The following is a 16466-nucleotide window of genomic DNA, read 5'->3' on the forward strand; positions in this document are numbered from 1 at the left end:
GAGCGCATCGCCGACATCGCGCAGCGCCGGCGCCACCCGCGACAGCAACAGTTCGCCCGCCTCGGTCAGGGCGACGCTGCGGGTGGTGCGGTTCATCAACCGGACGCCGAGGCGCTCCTCCAGGTCTCGCAGCCGCTGGCTAAGGCTCGACACGGACACACGAATTTCGCCCGCCGCACGCCGGAAATTGCGGGTGCGGGCGACCGCCACGAAGACATCGAGATCGCGCAAATCGGGCTCCGGCATTGTCCTCTAATGTGAACAAGCTATTCCGGATTGTCCAGCTTATCGGCGCAATCGAGCAAGCGCAATCTGGCCTCGTCACGCGGCGCAGCAGCCGCCTTTCGAGGAGAGCCATCATGGAACAGCGTAAACTCGGTTCAACCGGTCCCACCGTCTCGGCCCTCGGCCTCGGCTGCATGGGTATGTCGGATCTCTATGGCCCCGCCGATCGCGGCGAGGCCATCGCCACGGTGCAGGCGGCGATCGATGCCGGCATCACCTTGTTGGATACCGGCGACTTCTACGCCATGGGCCACAACGAGATGCTGGTGCGCGATGCCGTGAAGGACGTCGCACGCGACAAGGTGCAGATCAGCGTGAAGTTCGGCGCGCTGCGGGGTCCCGCCGGCGAGTTCGCCGGCATGGACACGAGGCCAGCCGCGACCAAAAACTTCCTCGCCTATTCACTGCAACGCCTAGGCACCGATTATATCGACATCTATCGCCCCGCGCGGCTCGACCCCAGCATTCCCATCGAGGAGACCATCGGCTGCCTCGCGGATCTCGTGAAGGCCGGCTACATCAGGCATATCGGCCTGTCAGAGGTCGGCTCCGACACTATCCGCCGCGCGCACGCCGTGCATCCGATCGCTGATCTCCAGATCGAATATTCGCTGATCGAGCGTGGCATCGAACGCGATATCCTCAAGACCTGCCGCGAGCTCGGCATCGGCATCACGGCTTATGGCGTCTTGGCGCGCGGCCTGATCAGCGGCCACTGGACCAGGGACAGCGGCAAAGCCGGCAGAGACTATCGGCTGATGACGCCGCGTTTCCAGGGCGCGAACCTTGATGCCAATCTCGCGCTCGTCGAATCGCTTCGCGCGGTTGCGAACGACGTCGGAGCAACGCCGGCGCAGGTCGCGATCGCCTGGGTGGCGGCGCAGGGTAAGGAAATCGTGCCGCTGGTCGGCGCGAGAACTCGCAACCGTCTCAACGAGGCGCTCGGCGCGACCCGGTTCACGCTGACACAGGCCCATCTCGCTGCGCTGGCAAAAGCGTTCCCGCCGGATGTCGCATCCGGAACGCGCTACGCCGCCGAGCAGATGGCGCATCTCGACAGCGAGAACCCGGCCACGGCGTAACCGCGGCAATCAGGTGCGATGGGCGTTGAGGTCGGTGACCACAGGCCCGTCGCCGTTGAGCGGGTTGGCCGGATCGCGCCCGTAGCGCAGCGTTTCGAAGCGCATTGCGCGCGCATCGATCATCAGGAGGCGGCCGATCAGGCCGTCGCCGAAACCGACGATCTCGCGGATTGCCTCCAGTGCCATCATCGAGCCGAGCACGCCCGCCAGCGCGCCCATGACGCCGGCTTCCGCGCAGGCCGGTACGGTGCCCGGCGGCGGCGCCTCCGGAAACAGGCAGCGATAGGTCGGGTTGAATTCGCCCTGCTCGTTCGTCTCATGCGCGCGGATGGTGGTCAGCGAGCCGTCGAAGGTGCCGAGCGCGGCGGTAATCAGCGGCCTCTTCGCGAAGAAGCAGGCGTCCGAGACCAGATAGCGCGTCGAGAAATTGTCGGAGCCGTCGAGCACGAGATCGTAGTCGCCGATCAGGCTGAGCGCATTGTCGGCATTCAGCCAGGTGGCATGGCCGACGAAGCGGACATGCGGATTGAGCGCCGCGATCCTCTCCGCCGCGCTCTCGACCTTGTGCCGGCCGATATCGGGCGTCGTATGGATCACCTGGCGCTGAAGGTTGGACAGCGACACCACGTCGTCGTCGACCACACCGAGCGTCCCGACGCCAGCAGCGGCCAGATACATCAGAGCGGGCGCACCAAGGCCGCCAGCCCCGATCACCAGCACAGACGCCCGCTTCAGCGCGGCCTGACCGGGACCACCGACATCGCGCAGCACGATATGACGGGCATAACGTTCGAGTTCGTCCGGGCTCAGCATCGTCGTCCTTCCAACTCCCTCCCCTCACGGTGAGGAGGCGCGAAGCGCCGTCTCGAACCATGCAGGCCCCGATCTCGCCCGGGGCCGTCCTTAGAGACGCGGCCTTGCGGCCGCTCCTCAGTCTGAGGACTTGGCTGCGGCTCGACCACCGGCCTGAACCACCCCAACATTGTTCGCGACCAACGAGATGTGCTTCAATGGCATTGCGTTCAATGGGCTGGTTGGATTTGTCATGAGATCGATGCTTGCGGCAACCTTGATGTTTGCGGCTGCCACAGGCGCGAACGCCCAGATGACGGCGCCACAAATCCCGGGCACCACCCCGAAAACGGTTCAGACCGTTCCGGTCAAGCCTCCCGCAATGCAGACGCCGTCGGCGACGGCCGATGCCATGGCAAAAGCAGAGCGGCTGTCGCTGCAGTCCGACCTCGCCTGGGTCGGCCAGTATAATGGCGCCATCACCGGCGACGTCAGCGAACGCATGGTCAACGCCATCAAGGAATACCAGAAGGCCAAGGGCGGCAAGCCGACCGGCGTGCTCAACCCGCAGGAGCGCGCCGCGCTCGCCGAGACGGCGCGAAAGAAGCAGGACAGCGTCGGCTGGAAGATCGTGACGGAGCCGACCAGCGGCGCCCGGCTTGGCATCCCCTCAAAACTGGTGCCGCAGCAGGCGAGCGACGCCAATGGCTCGAAATGGACCTCGCCAACCGGAACGGTTCAGGTGCTGCTCAGCCGCCGCAAGGAGGCAAACCCGACAACGGCGAAACTCGCGGAGCTGGAGAAAGAGCCGTCCGGTCGCAAGGTCGACTACACCGTGGTGAAACCCGACTTCTTCGTGCTGTCGGGCTTGCAGGGTCTGAAGAAGTTTTACGTCCGCGGCAGCTTCAAAGGCGACGAGGTCCGCACCCTGACGATCCTCTACGACCAGGCGACCGAAAACACGGTCGAGCCGGTCGTGATCGCGATGTCGAGCGCCTTCAATGCATTTCCGCTCGGGCCGCAGGCCGGGCCGCCGCCGCGCAAGACCGTCGAGTACGGCACCGGCATCGTCGTCAGTGACGACGGCGCGATCGTCACCGACCGCCTCGTCACCGACGGCTGCCTCGCGATCACGATCGCCGGCCATGGCAGTGCCGACCGTCTCACCGATGACAAGGAGCGCGGTCTCGCGCTGTTGCACATCTACGGCGCACGCGGCCTGAAGCCGTTCAGCCTTGCTGGCGGTGCGACAAAGACGAACGTGGATGTCGTCGGCATCGCCGATCCGCAGAGTCAGGGCGGCGCGGGCGGCGTGTCGATCGTCAAAGCCGCACTGGCGCCGGTCCGGAGCAGCGATTCCATGCTGTCCCCGCCGCCGGCAGTCGGGTTTTCCGGTGGTCCGGCGATCGACGGCGACGGCAGGTTCGCCGGCATTGCGCTGTTGAAGCCGGCAATGGTGGCGGGACCCGCGACATCGGTGCCGGCATCGCAGGCCGTGATGGTATCCGCGGACGCGGTGCGTGATTTCCTGAAGGCGAACGGTGTCGCGGCGAATGGAACGTCGACGGATGCGAAAGCCGCCGTCGTCCGCGTGATCTGCGTGCGGAAGTAGGGCAGCCAAAATCGCCACGCTCTCGTGTCCCGGACGCGGTGCGGCATGACATGCCGCTCCGCTGCGTCCGGGGCACCAATCAACTACGCCGCGAGCATCGTCACACGTACCACTACGGGTCCAGTAATGGTACGGATTAGCTGGCATTCCCTATTCCGCCATCATCGCTACTGCTGATTCGGACCTCCGCGATCCCCTTTGGATCGGGCCGGCACGTCCTGAGCGAGAAGAGCTCAGCATCGAGATCGATGCACGTTCGCGTGGCGTATTCCTGACCCAAGCACTCCAAAGGATTGATCTTCAAATGCACACGATCGTAATGGCCACCCAAAAGGGTGGCAGTGGCAAGAGCACGCTCGCCATCGGCCTCGCACTCGCGGCCAAGCAGGCCGGCTTCACCGTCCGCCTGATCGAGACCGACCCGCAGGGCACCCTGTCCAACTGGCAGCGCCGCCGTGCCGCCGATGATCTCGTCGTCGAGCCGATCTACCATGCCGCCGACATCGCGCCGCGCCTGAAGATGCTGGCCGACAGCGGCCTGCAACTCGCGATCGTCGACACTGCCGCCGGCCTCAGCGCCGCGACCACCGCGGCGATCCGTCATTCCGATCTCTGCCTGATCCCGGCCCGCCCGAGCGTCGCCGATATCGAGGCAACCACCTCGACGCTCAGCATCGCGCGCGCCTGGAAGCGGCCCTACAGCTTCGTGCTGAACCAGACGCCGATCCGCGGCCAGCGCATCGACAACGCCGCCAACACGCTCGCCGAGGAAGCCGCGCTTGATCTCGCCGAGGTGCTCGCGCGCCCGCTGATCGTGATGCGCAACGATCACCAGGACTCGCTCGCGAGCGGCCTTGCCGTCAGCGAATTCGCGCCGAACGGAAAGTCGGCGGACGAGATCCGCGGCCTCTGGCGCTGGATTGAGGCCCGGCTCGATCTCGCTGCGACAACCGGTGTCCTGATCGACCAAGTCATGTCGGGCGCGGACGGCATGCTGCATGCCGCCACCGAGCTTTCGGCGGACGAGACCACGACGCTGGCGTCCTGAGCGGGGCGATCGCTCAGACGGCAGTCGGCCCTTCACCATCCGGAAGGGCCCCAGCGACGCAGCAATCCGGCCAGGAGCCCGGCCGGATTGCTTCGCTTCGCGTTCTGCGGGATGCCCTATCCACCCGTCATTGCGAGGAGCCCTTGCGACAAAGCAATCCAGAATTCTTCCGCGAAAAGATTCTGGATTGCTTCGCTGCGCTCCATCCGGGCTACGGCAGTCGTCTCACTTCTGACATTTCGAGCACCAGAACGTCGATCGACCGTTCTGGGTGAAGCGCTTGATCGTGCCGCCGCAGCGCGGCGTCGTGCACTTCTCGCCTTCGCGGTCATAGACCTTGAACGAGTGCTGGAAATAGCCGAGCTCGCCCGAGGTCTGGCGATGATCGCGCAGGCTGGACCCGCCGGCCTTGATCGCGTCGTTCAGCACGGTGTGGATCGCGCCGACCAATCGTTTGGCGTGATCAGTCGGCTCGCCCCCGGCAACGCCTTTGCGTTGTCCGGCTTTGGTCGACAGCGTCGCGGCGATCCGGCGCGGCGACAGATGCGAGCGGTGCAGAGCCTCGCAGACATAGATGTTGCCGAGCCCGGCGACCACGCGCTGGTCGAGCAGCGCCGCCTTCAGGCTCGTGGTCTTGCCGGCGCAGGAGCGCGCCAGCATCGCGGCATCGAACTCGTTGCCGAGCGGCTCGGGGCCTAGCCCGCGCAGCAGCGGCTCTTCATCAAGCGCGTTGCGCGCGATCACTTTCATGTAACCGAAACGGCGCGGATCGTTGAAGACGATGTCGGCGCCGGAGGACATCCGAAACAGCACGTGGTCGTGCGCGGAGTCCTTGGCCTTCGGATAGTGAAACTCGCCGGGCTGCACGTCGTTGTCCGGCTTGATGACACGGAACGAGCCCGACATGCCCAGATGCATCAAGAGCACGTCGCCGGAGGCCAGATCGGCCATGAGATATTTTGCGCGGCGGCCGAGCCCCGTGACGACCTGGCCCTTGAGCCGGGCCACGAAATCCGGCTGGAACGGAAAGCGCAAATCGGGCCGGCGGGCCTCCGCATTGAGGATTTTCGCACCCTCCATGACGGGCTGAAGGCCGCGGCGGACGGTTTCGACTTCGGGCAATTCAGGCATGGTCAGGCATTCACCTTATGAGGGCGGTGTGATAGCGCCATTGCGGCGGGCAGGCTATGGTCCGCCACGCGGAGTAGAGTAATGGATCGGCCGGGCGAAACCACGCATTTTGGCTTCAGGGACGTCCCCCTGGGGGACAAGCAGACGCTGGTGAACGATGTGTTTCACAGCGTGGCGTCGCGCTATGATTTGATGAACGATTTGATGTCCGGCGGCCTGCACCGGGTCTGGAAGGACATCATGATCACGGCGCTCGACCCGCCCAGGAGCGACCGGCCGTTCGCGCTGCTCGACGTGGCCGGCGGCACCGGCGACATCTCGTTCCGCGCCGCCAAGGCCGCAGGTGCCGGCTTCCATGCCACCGTCTGCGACATCAACACCGACATGCTGGCCGTCGGCCGCGAGCGCGCCGTCAAACGGCATCTCGAAACCCGGGTCGATTTCGTCGAAGGCAATGCCGAAGCGCTCGGCTTCGCCGATCGCAGCTTCGACGCATATACGATCGCTTTCGGCATTCGCAACGTGCCCCGGATCGATCTGGCGCTGCAAGAAGCCTATCGCGTGCTGAAGCCCGGCAGCCGCTTCCTCTGCCTGGAATTCTCCAGCGTCGAGATGCCGGGGCTCGATCGCCTTTATGACCTGTTCTCGTTCAAGGTGATCCCGCCGCTCGGCCGCATGATCACGGGCGATGCCGAGTCCTATCAATATCTCGTCGAATCGATTCGCAAGTTTCCAAAACCCAACGCCTTCGCCGACATGATCCGCGACGCCGGCTTTGCCCGCGTCAGCTGGCAGACATTGTCCGGCGGCATCGTCGCACTGCATTCGGGCTGGCGTTTGTGATCTCTGCTTTCAACCACATTGCGCGCCTGATCCGCGCCGCGTTCGTGTTTGCCCGCGAGGGCGTGTTCGGCTCGGTCGATCCGAGCCTGGTGCCGCCGCCGGGACAGCTCGCGCTGAAGCTGGCGCGCCTGGTCGAACGCCGCGGCACCAAGCACGGCCCGCGGATCTCGCGGGCTCTCACCCGAATGGGCCCCGCTTATCTCAAGCTCGGACAGTTCCTGGCGACGCGCCCCGACGTCGTCGGCGTCATCATGGCCCGCGACCTCGAAAGCCTCCAGGACCGCCTGCCGCCGTTTCCGCAGGACGAAGCCGAGCTCGCCATCGCGACGTCGCTGGAGCGGCCGCTGAAGGACGTGTTCGTGAGCTTCGGCCCCCCCGTCGCGGCCGCCTCGATCGCGCAGGTGCATCGCGGCGAAGTCTTGCGCGACGGGATCCGCACATCGGTCGCGGTCAAGGTGCTCAGGCCGAACGTGGCCGCGCGCTTCCGCCGCGATCTCTCCGACTTCTTCTTCGTCGCCCACAAGGCCGAGACCTACTCGGCGGAAGCACGGCGGCTGCGCCTCATCGAGGTCATCAACACCATGTCGCGCTCGGTCGCCATGGAGATGGACCTGCGGCTGGAGGCGGCTGCGCTGTCGGAGATGGCGGAGAACACGCGCGACGACCCTGACTTCCGCGTGCCGACAGTCGACTGGGATCGCACCACGCACAACGTGTTGACGATGGAGTGGATCGACGGCATCGCGCTGAACGACCACAAGCGCCTGGCGGAGGCACAGGTCGATCTGCCCGATCTTGGCCGCAAGGTGATCCAGAGCTTCCTGCGCCACGCGCTGCGCGACGGCTTCTTCCATGCCGACATGCATCCGGGCAATCTGTTCCTGGACGACGCCGGCCGTCTCGTCGCGGTCGATTTCGGCATCATGGGCCGGCTCGGCATGAAGGAGCGGCGCTTCCTCGCCGAAATCCTGCTCGGCTTCATCACCCGCGATTATCGCCGGGTCGCCGAGGTGCATTTCGAGGCGGGCTACGTGCCCGCGCATCACTCGGTCGAGAATTTCGCGCAGGCGATCCGCGCCATCGGCGAGCCGATTCACAACCGCACGGCGGAAGAGATCTCGATGGCGCGGCTGCTGACGTTGCTGCTCGAGGTCACCGGCCTGTTCGACATGACGACGCGGCCGGAGCTGATCCTGCTGCAGAAGACCATGGTGGTGGTCGAAGGCGTGGCGCGCGGCTTCGATCCCAAGCTCGATATCTGGAAGATCGCCGACCCCGTGGTGCGCGAATGGATCGAGCGCAATCTGGGCCCGATCGGACGGGTGCAAGGGGCGCTCGCCGGGACCGGAGACATCGCGCGCGTGCTGATGCGCCTGCCGGAGATCGCCGAGCGGTCGGTGAAGGTGCTGGAGCAACTCGAGACCATGACGCGGGAGGGCATCAGGCTGTCGCCGGAAAGCATCGCCGCGATGGGCCGCAGCGAGGGCCGCAAGAACCGCTGGCGCACCGTCGCGCTCTGGATCATTGCCGCGACCTTCATCGGCATCCTGATCGCCGTCCGGAATCTATGATTGCATTGCAATCATGTAGGTGATAGCATCGCTATCATTCTGTGCTGGAGGGCGTCATGGCAAGCCTGACCATCCGCAAACTGGACGACAACGTCAAAACCTACCTGCGGCTGCGCTCGGCCAAGAACCGCAGATCGGTCGAGGAAGAGGTCCGGGTCATCCTGCGGGAGCTGATCGAGGGCCGCGAGGAGCCGCTGACGCCGTTTTCGGCGCCGCCGGCCGCCTCCACCGCCATCACGCCCCAGCGCACCGGCGCCCTTCCCGAGGCCAGTGTCACCCTGATCATCGGCGGCGGCATCGCCGCCTACAAATCCCTCGACCTGATCCGGAGGCTGAAGGAGCGCCGCGTCGAGGTCCGCTGCGTGCTGACCAAGGCGGCGCAGCAATTCGTCACGCCGCTGGCCGTGAGCGCACTCTCGCATGAACGCGTCTATACCGACCTGTTCGACCCCCAGAGCGAGTTCGACGCCGGCCATATTCGCCTCGCGCGCGACTGCGATCTGATCGTGGTGGCGCCCGCCACCGCCGATCTGATGGCGAAGATGGCGAACGGCCATGCCGACGATCTCGCCAGCGCCATCCTGCTCGCGACCAACCGCAAGGTGCTGCTGGCGCCGGCAATGAACCCGCTGATGTGGAACAATGCGGCGACGCGCCGCAACGTCGGCTTGCTCCAGCGTGACGGCGTGGTGCTGATCGGGCCCAATTCGGGCGAGATGGCGGAAGCCGGTGAGGCCGGAACCGGCCGTATGTCCGAAGCGATCGAGATCGCCACAGCCGCCGAGCGGCTGCTGCGGCCGCCGGTGCCGAAGCCGCTTGCCGGCAAGCGCGTGCTGATCACCGCCGGCCCCACGCACGAGCCGATCGATCCGGTGCGCTACATCGCCAACCGCTCCTCCGGCAAGCAGGGCTTTGCCATTGCCGCCGCCGCGCAGGCCGCCGGCGCCGAGGTGATTCTGGTGAGCGGCCCCGTCGAGCTCAGCGATCCCCAGGGCGTGACGGTGAAGCATGTCGAATCGGCGCGGCAGATGCTGGAGCAGGTGCAGGCCTCGCTCCCCGCCGACATCGCGATCTTCGCCGCCGCCGTCGCCGACTGGCGCGTCGCCAATGAAGGGGAGCAGAAGCTGAAGAAGACCTCGGCCGGCATGCCGCCGCTACAGCTGGTCGAGAACCCGGACATCCTCGCCACCATCTCGAAGCTGACCGACAAGCGCCCGCCGCTGGTGATCGGCTTTGCCGCCGAGACCGAGCACCTCATCGACAATGCCAAATCAAAACTCGCGCGCAAGGGCTGCGACTGGATCGTCGCCAACGACGTCTCGCCGGCGACCGGCGTGATGGGCGGCGACCGCAACACCGTGCATTTGATCAGCCGCAAGGACGGCGAGAAGAACGGCGAGATTGCAGTTGATTCCTGGCCGGTGATGACCAAGGAACAGGTCGCCATCGAACTGGTCGCGCATGTCGCAAAAAGCGTGAGCGACAAATCCCGGGAGCCGGCATCTTGAGCACGAAGGTCACTGTCGAACTGCAACGCCTCGCCCATGCGGACGGCCTGCCAATGCCGGCCTATCAGACGGCGGAGGCCGCCGGCCTCGACCTGATGGCCGCCGTTCCTGACAACGAACCCCTCACGCTGGCACCCGGCCAATATGCGCTGGTGCCGACGGGGCTTGCGATCGCATTGCCGCCCGGGCACGAGGCGCAGGTGCGACCGCGCTCGGGTCTTGCCGCCAAGCACGGCGTCACCGTGCTGAACTCGCCGGGCACGATCGACGCGGACTACCGCGGCGAGATCAAGGTGATCCTGATCAATCACAGCCAAACCGTCTTCGTGATCAAGCGCGGCGAGCGAATCGCCCAAATGGTGATCGCGCCCGTGGTGCAAGCCGCGCTGGTTCCCGTGACCACCTTGTCGACCACCGATCGCGGCGCCGGCGGCTTCGGCTCGACCGGCCGCTAGCCGAGCTGTGCGTGGGTACACCTCTCCCGCCTGCGGGAGAGGTCGCGCCGAAGGCGCGGGTGAGGGTTTTCACCTCTGGGGGAGCCTTCGTCGCGGAGACACCCTCTCCCCGACCCTCCCCCGCAAGCGGGGGAGGGAGCGCACCTTTCGCGCGGCGCGAGCATCCGCGTTACGCGCTAACACACGGCGATCCCAGCCGAATCACCCCGAAGAACGACGTGAGCGGGAACATCGCGCCCGGCATTTTTAGGGGGCCGCGTTTACGTTCACGATCTGGACTCTTACCGGCGGAGTCGCGGTGAGGGTATTGTCGTTTGATTCGCGCGCGGCGGGGGTCGCCGCGCGCAAATCCGTGCGATCTTGGGGCAACTATGTCAGGCGTGATCGTGTCGATGCGTCGGACGCTGCTGTCGTGCACATCGCTCGTGCGCAACGGCTTGTTGGGAGGCGCTCTTGCAGCGCTGCTGCCGGCTGCGCCGGCCGAGGCCGCCGACATCATCGACACCCTCTCCATCATGCTGGATTTCAACCGGCAGGAACTCGCGGTGCTCGCCACCGCGCTGGCCCTGCTCGGCTTCTCGGTGATGGCCGCGATCCTGTTGATGCGCACGCGCGTGCGCACGGCCAAGAACGAGGCGCAGCTGCGCGCCCGAATCGGGGAACTGCAGCTCCAGGCCGACCGTTTCGGCGCGCTGCTGTTCGCCGAGCCGCAAATCCTGATCTCCTGGCCGGCCGGCGACAATCGCGCGCAGATCTCCGGCGACATCTCCATGGTGCTGCCGCGCGACTCCTCGCCGCAACGCGTGCTCGCATTCGGAACCTGGCTGCCGCCGGAACCCGCGCTGCAGATGGATCATGCGGTCGATGCACTGCGCGACCGCGGCGACGGGTTCCAGCTGACGCTGACCACCGCGCATGGCCACACGCTGGAGGCCATCGGCCGCGCTATCGGCGGCCAGGCCATTGTCCGGATTCGCGAACTCTCTGGGCTCCGCCGCGATCTGGCCGAGACCAATCTGCGCTACAATGCGCTCTCCGACGAGACCGAGATGCTGCGCGGCTTTGCCGCCGCCGCGCCCTGGCCAATCTGGGCCAAGGGCGAGAACGGCGCACTGACCTACGCCAACCCGGCCTATGTCCGTGCCACCGAGGCGAACAACGTCACCGACGCGCAGGAGCGCAAGCTCGAGCTGCTCGACAGCGCCGACCGCACCGCGATGGAGCGGGGACTGAAGGACGCGGCCAATTTCAACGCGCGGCTGCCGATCGTGATCAGCGGCGAGCGCCGAATCTACGATGTGCGCGCCGTCAATGTCGGCAGCGGCAGCGTTGGCGTCGCCATCGATGCCAGCGAGGCGGATGCACTCAGCTCGGCGCTGGTGCGGATGGCAGAGGCGCATCGCCGCACGCTGGACCAGCTCTCCTCCGGCGTGGCCGTGTTCGACGGTCAGCGCCGGCTCGCCTTCTACAACGATTCCTATCGCCGGCTGTGGGACCTCGACCGCAGCTTCCTCGACGCCAATCCTGATGATTCCAGCGTGCTCGACCAGCTTCGCGCCGCGCGCAAGCTGCCGGAGCAGCCTGATTTCCGCGCCTGGAAAGCAAAACTGCACGAGGCCTATCGCGCGGTCGAGACCACCAAGGACACCTGGTATCTGCCCGACGGCCGCGCGCTCTCGGTTGTCACCACGCCGAACCCCGAAGGCGGCGTCACCTATCTGTTCGACGACGTCACCGAGAGCCTCGAGCTCGCCCGCCGCTTCGACGGCATGATCCGCGTCCAGCGCGAGACGCTGGACAGCCTCGCCGAGGGCGTCGCCGTGTTCGGCAGCAACGGCAAGGCGCAACTGTTCAACCCGGCCTTCGTCCGGATGTGGAAGCTGTCGAGCGATGCCATGCGCGACGAGCCGCATATCCAGACCGTCGAAGGCTGGTGCCACCAGCTGTTCGACGATCCCGCGGTCTGGCGCCAGATCCGCGAGGCCGTCACCTCGATCGAGAGCCGCGCCGACGTTCCGCTGAAGCTGGAACGCAAGGACGGCAGCGTGCTCGACGGCATGATCCGGCCGCTGCATGACGGCGCGACCATGCTGACGTTCCAGGACATCACCGACACCGAGAACGTCGAGCGTGCGCTGCGCGAACGCAACGAGGCGCTGGAGGCCGCGGACCAGATGAAGGTGGATTTCGTCCACCACGTCTCCTACGAGCTGCGCTCGCCGCTCACCACCATCATCGGTTTCGCGCACTTCCTCAGCGATCCCTCGACCGGGCCGCTGACGCCGAAGCAGGCCGAATATCTCGACTACGTCACCAAATCGACCAACGCCCTGCTGGCGCTGACCAACAACATCCTCGATCTCGCCACGATCGACGCCGGCGCGATGAAGCTGGAACTCGGCCCGGTCGACGTCAGCAAGACCATCGAGCTTGCCGCCGAGGGCATCCAGGACCGCCTCGCGACCGACCGTATCCGCCTCAAGGTCGAGATCGCGCCCGATATCGGCAGCTTCATCGGCGACGAGAAGCGCGTGGTGCAGGTGCTCTATAACCTCCTCGCCAACGCCGTCGGGTTTTCTCCACAGGATTCCACCGTCGGCATCAGCGCGCGGCGCACCGAGCGCAGCGTGGTCTTCACCGTGACAGATTCGGGACCTGGAATACCTGCCGACATGAAGGACAAGGTATTCAACTGGTTCGAAAGCCGCTCGCAGGGCTCGCGTCACCGCGGCGCCGGGCTCGGCCTGTCGCTGGTGCGATCCTTCGTCGAGCTGCATGGCGGCAAGGTGCGGGTGGATTCGATCGTCGGCCGGGGCACGGTCGTGATCTGCGACTTCCCGACCGACCAGGCGGCGCATCGCGACGCCGCCGAATGACTGAACCCGTCACATTCTCCGTCGCGCTTCACAACGAGACGGCTACCGCGCGATTGATGGCCGACCTCGCGCTGCTGGTCGGCCCCGGCGATGTCATCACCCTCACCGGCGATCTCGGTGCCGGCAAGACCGCGGCGGCGCGCAGCCTGATCCGCTACCTCGCCGGCGACGACGCGCTGGAGGTGCCAAGCCCGACCTTCACTTTGGTGCAGGGCTACGAGCTGCCGCCGTTTCCGGTGATGCATGCCGATCTCTACCGCGTCGAGGACGAGAGCGAGCTCGAGGAGATCGGGCTGTCGCCGCTCCCGGATGCCACTCTCGTGCTGATCGAATGGCCGGAGCGCGCGCCGTCGGCGATGCCCAAAGATCGCATCGACATCGCGTTGACGCATCGGCCGGCGTTGGGCTCGACTGCACGCGCCGCCGACATCACCGGCTACGGCAAGGGTGCCGCGCAAGTCGCGCGGCTGAAGTTGCTGCGCGAATTCCTCGACGCCTCGGGCTACATGGATGCGACGCGCAAGCGCATGGCCGGCGATGCCTCGACCCGCTCCTATGCGCGGCTGCTGCGCGACGACGAGATCGTCATCCTCATGAACTTCCCGCAGCGCCCTGATGGTGCTGCGATGTACAACGGAAAATCCTACAGCGCCGCGGTGCATCTCGCCGAGAATGTAAAGCCCTTCGTCGCCATCGACGAAGGCCTGCGCGCCCAGGGCATCTCGGCGCCCGCAATCCACCATTCCGATCTCGACCATGGCTTCCTGATCACCGAGGATTTCGGCAGTGAAGGCGTGATCGAGGGCGAGCCGGCGCGGCCGATTGCCGAGCGCTACGAGGCTGCGACCGACGTGCTGGCCACGCTGCACGCCAAGACGCTGCCGGAAGCCCTGCCGCTGGCGGGCCAGAGCTACGACATCCCGGTCTTCGACGCTGAAGCGCTCTTGATCGAGATCGGCCTGATGCCGGAATGGTACCTGCCCGATCGCAACGCGCCGCTGAGCGACGAAAAGCGCACGGAATTCTTCGCGATGTGGCGCGAGCTGCTGAGGAAGCCGCTGGCGGCGCCGAGGACGTGGGTCATCCGCGACTACCACTCGCCCAATCTGATCTGGCTCGGGGATCGCAGCGGCATTGAACGCGTCGGCGTGATCGATTTCCAGGACACGGTGCTCGGACCGCAATCCTACGACGTTGTCTCGCTGCTCCAGGACGCCCGCATCGACGTGCCCGAGACGGTCGAGCTGACCCTGCTGTCGCGCTACATCAAAGCACGCCGCGCGAACGATGCAGGCTTCGACGCCGCCGGCTTCGCCGAGCTCTACGCCATCATGTCGGCGCAGCGGAACACGCGCCTGCTCGGCACCTTCGCCCGCCTCAACCGCCGCGACGGCAAGCCGCATTACCTCCGTCACCAGCCGCGGATCTGGACCTATCTCCAGCGCTCGCTGGCACATCCGGCGCTGAGTGCCTTGCGCGACTGGTATCTCGCCAACGTCCCACGGCCGCAGGCCTGATTTGGGCCCGATTTACCGGCTGTTAGCCAAGACGTCGGTATTCTGGCGGCAAGGCAGCCGAATAAATGCGGGGCTGGAGCGGGCACATGGCGGTAAAGACGGACCAGCGCGGCAACAGCAGGGTTGTTTTCGAGCGCGGGATTTCGGCCCAGATGATGGGGATCGACGGCACCTGGCGGCGCGACTGCACCATGGAGGATGTCTCCGAAACCGGCGCCAAGCTGACCATCGACGGCTCGGTCGAGGGCCTGCATCTGAAAGAGTTCTTTCTCCTGCTGTCGTCCACCGGCTTGGCCTACCGGCGCTGCGAGCTAGCTTGGGTCAATGGCGACCAGATCGGCGTCAATTTCCTCAAGCTCGGCGACAAGAAGAAAAAGGCGCGTTCCACAGCCGTCGGGGCATGATGGCAACACCCGTCGTACAACCGTCACGGCGGCTGGTTAAGGCGGTTGAGATGCGGTGCGGCTGATCGAACCTCGTGTTAGGATTGCTGCGAACGCGAAAGGTCTGAGAAAGCGAAGGATGTCCGTCAAACCGACCAAAGCCATGGTGCTCGCCGCAGGGTTCGGCCTGCGCATGCGTCCGCTGACGGACAAGATGCCGAAGCCGATGGTACCGGTGGCCGGTCAACCCCTGCTCGACCACGTGCTCGACAAGCTCGGCCAGGCCGGCGTGACCGAGGCCGTGGTCAACGTGCACTACCTGCCGGACCAGATCATCGATCACACCGCATCGCGCCAGCATCCGCGCGTGACCATCTCGGACGAACGCGACCAGGTGCTCGGCACCGGCGGCGGCGTGGTCAAGGCGCTGCCGCTGCTCGGCGATGCGCCGTTCTTCCACGTCAATTCCGATACGCTGTGGATCGACGGTGTACGCTCGAACCTGATGCGGCTCGCTGAAAACTTCGACCCTGAGCGCATGGACATTCTGCTCCTGATGGCGCCGACCGCGACCAGCATCGGCTATAGCGGCCGCGGCGATTACGGCATGCTGCCCGATGGCGCCCTGCGCAAGCGCAAGGAAAAAGAGGTCGTTCCGTTCGTCTATGCCGGCGCGGCGATCCTGTCGCCGTCGATCTTCGAGGATGCCCCGAACGGTGAGTTCTCGCTGACAAAGATGTTCGACCGCGCCAACGAGCAGGAGCGGCTGTTCGGCCTGCGCCTCGACGGCGTCTGGATGCATGTCGGCACCCCCGACGCGGTGCACGCCGCGGAAGAGGCGTTCCTGGAGAGCGTGGCGTAAGCGACGCCCCGAAGATGGTGCCGTAGCCCGGATGGAGCGCAGCGCAATCCGGGGCGCTTTCGCTTGTGGCACGAATCCCGGATTGCGCTGCGCTCCATCCGGGCTACGAAGCGACAAACAGCGGGGAAGATCCCGCCCCGGCCCATGACCATTCGCGCCCGGCTCCCTATATTGCCGTGATTCCCGAATCAGGCAGCTCATGCGCGTTTTCAGCGTTCCCATCTCAGTTCCGTTCCTGCGCACGGTCGTCACGAGCCTGCTCGACGGACGGCTGGTCGAGGGATTCGAGGCGCGCAAGGAACCGGCGCGGCTGGCGGACGTCACGCTGTACCTGCCGACCCGCCGCGCGATGCGCGTTGTCCGCGAGATCTTCCTCGACGAGATGAAGGCCGACGCGGTGGTGCTGCCGCGTATCGTGGCGCTCGGCGACATCGACGAGGACGAGCTCGCCTTCGCCGATGAAGGCGAGCAGTTTTCCGGCGCGACGCCGCTCGACATTCC

At 65.9% G+C, this 16466-nt stretch carries 15 protein-coding genes; 12 read left to right on the top strand and 3 right to left on the bottom strand.

Translation table 11 applies throughout. The features are described from left to right. A partial coding sequence (locus MOV74_RS13345) for a LysR family transcriptional regulator (RefSeq protein ID WP_246922452.1) occupies window positions 1-246 on the bottom strand: 246 nt, incomplete at its 3' end. 113 nt (window positions 247-359) lie between these two features. Here MOV74_RS13345 and MOV74_RS13350 point away from each other — a divergent pair. Beyond that, on the top strand, window positions 360-1367 hold the full coding sequence (locus tag MOV74_RS13350) for an aldo/keto reductase (RefSeq protein WP_246922455.1): 1008 nt from the start codon (window positions 360-362) through the stop codon (window positions 1365-1367). Between the two features lie 9 nt (window positions 1368-1376). Here MOV74_RS13350 and MOV74_RS13355 read toward each other — a convergent pair whose 3' ends face one another. Then, on the bottom strand, window positions 1377-2180 hold the full coding sequence (locus tag MOV74_RS13355; protein ID WP_246922458.1) for a molybdopterin-synthase adenylyltransferase MoeB: 804 nt from the start codon (window positions 2178-2180) through the stop codon (window positions 1377-1379). A 232-nt stretch (window positions 2181-2412) separates the two neighbouring features. Between MOV74_RS13355 and MOV74_RS13360 the strand changes: the two genes are divergently transcribed. Both MOV74_RS13360 and MOV74_RS13365 read left to right on the top strand, forming a co-directional pair. Continuing rightward, the gene (locus MOV74_RS13360; protein ID WP_246922461.1) at window positions 2413-3771 is read left to right on the top strand and encodes a peptidoglycan-binding protein; all 1359 of its coding nucleotides are present in this window, start codon (window positions 2413-2415) and stop codon (window positions 3769-3771) included. Between the two features lie 304 nt (window positions 3772-4075). Further along, window positions 4076-4819 (top strand): ParA family protein, encoded by a 744-nt coding sequence (locus MOV74_RS13365; RefSeq protein ID WP_246922464.1) that lies wholly within the window; start codon window positions 4076-4078, stop codon window positions 4817-4819. Between the two features lie 225 nt (window positions 4820-5044). Here MOV74_RS13365 and mutM read toward each other — a convergent pair whose 3' ends face one another. Then, a complete protein-coding gene (gene mutM / locus MOV74_RS13370; RefSeq protein ID WP_246922467.1) occupies window positions 5045-5950 on the bottom strand; it encodes a bifunctional DNA-formamidopyrimidine glycosylase/DNA-(apurinic or apyrimidinic site) lyase in 906 nt (301 codons plus the stop codon). A gap of 81 nt (window positions 5951-6031) precedes the next feature. Between mutM and ubiE the strand changes: the two genes are divergently transcribed. From ubiE to MOV74_RS13415, 9 genes are all read left to right on the top strand, one after another. Then, window positions 6032-6793, top strand: coding sequence for a bifunctional demethylmenaquinone methyltransferase/2-methoxy-6-polyprenyl-1,4-benzoquinol methylase UbiE (gene ubiE, locus MOV74_RS13375; RefSeq protein WP_246922470.1), 762 nt, complete (start codon window positions 6032-6034; stop codon window positions 6791-6793). Continuing rightward, window positions 6790-8364, top strand: a complete 1575-nt coding sequence (ubiB, locus tag MOV74_RS13380) for a 2-polyprenylphenol 6-hydroxylase (RefSeq protein ID WP_246922473.1) — start codon at window positions 6790-6792, stop codon at window positions 8362-8364. The genes ubiE and ubiB overlap by 4 nt, the downstream gene beginning before the upstream one ends. A 56-nt stretch (window positions 8365-8420) precedes the next feature. Beyond that, window positions 8421-9872 (top strand): bifunctional phosphopantothenoylcysteine decarboxylase/phosphopantothenate--cysteine ligase CoaBC, encoded by a 1452-nt coding sequence (coaBC, locus tag MOV74_RS13385; RefSeq protein ID WP_246922476.1) that lies wholly within the window; start codon window positions 8421-8423, stop codon window positions 9870-9872. Further along, the gene (dut, locus tag MOV74_RS13390) at window positions 9869-10327 is read left to right on the top strand and encodes a dUTP diphosphatase (RefSeq protein ID WP_246922478.1); all 459 of its coding nucleotides are present in this window, start codon (window positions 9869-9871) and stop codon (window positions 10325-10327) included. Before coaBC ends, dut begins: the two co-directional genes overlap by 4 nt. A gap of 371 nt (window positions 10328-10698) precedes the next feature. Beyond that, entirely contained in the window at window positions 10699-13203 is a 2505-nt protein-coding gene (locus MOV74_RS13395) for a PAS domain-containing sensor histidine kinase (protein ID WP_246922482.1), read from the top strand. Beyond that, window positions 13200-14720, top strand: coding sequence for a tRNA (adenosine(37)-N6)-threonylcarbamoyltransferase complex ATPase subunit type 1 TsaE (gene tsaE / locus MOV74_RS13400; RefSeq protein WP_246922485.1), 1521 nt, complete (start codon window positions 13200-13202; stop codon window positions 14718-14720). Before MOV74_RS13395 ends, tsaE begins: the two co-directional genes overlap by 4 nt. Window positions 14721-14806: 86 nt before the next feature. Continuing rightward, window positions 14807-15124 (top strand): PilZ domain-containing protein, encoded by a 318-nt coding sequence (locus MOV74_RS13405; protein ID WP_018323417.1) that lies wholly within the window; start codon window positions 14807-14809, stop codon window positions 15122-15124. A 118-nt stretch (window positions 15125-15242) separates the two neighbouring features. Beyond that, on the top strand, window positions 15243-15965 hold the full coding sequence (locus tag MOV74_RS13410) for a nucleotidyltransferase family protein (RefSeq protein WP_246922488.1): 723 nt from the start codon (window positions 15243-15245) through the stop codon (window positions 15963-15965). Between the two features lie 199 nt (window positions 15966-16164). Further along, window positions 16165-16466: hypothetical protein (locus tag MOV74_RS13415; protein WP_246922490.1), on the top strand; the 302-nt coding region annotated here is incomplete at its 3' end.

The sequence above is a fragment of the Bradyrhizobium sp. SHOUNA76 genome, assembly GCF_023006445.1.
In the GTDB taxonomy this organism is placed as follows: domain Bacteria; phylum Pseudomonadota; class Alphaproteobacteria; order Rhizobiales; family Xanthobacteraceae; genus Bradyrhizobium.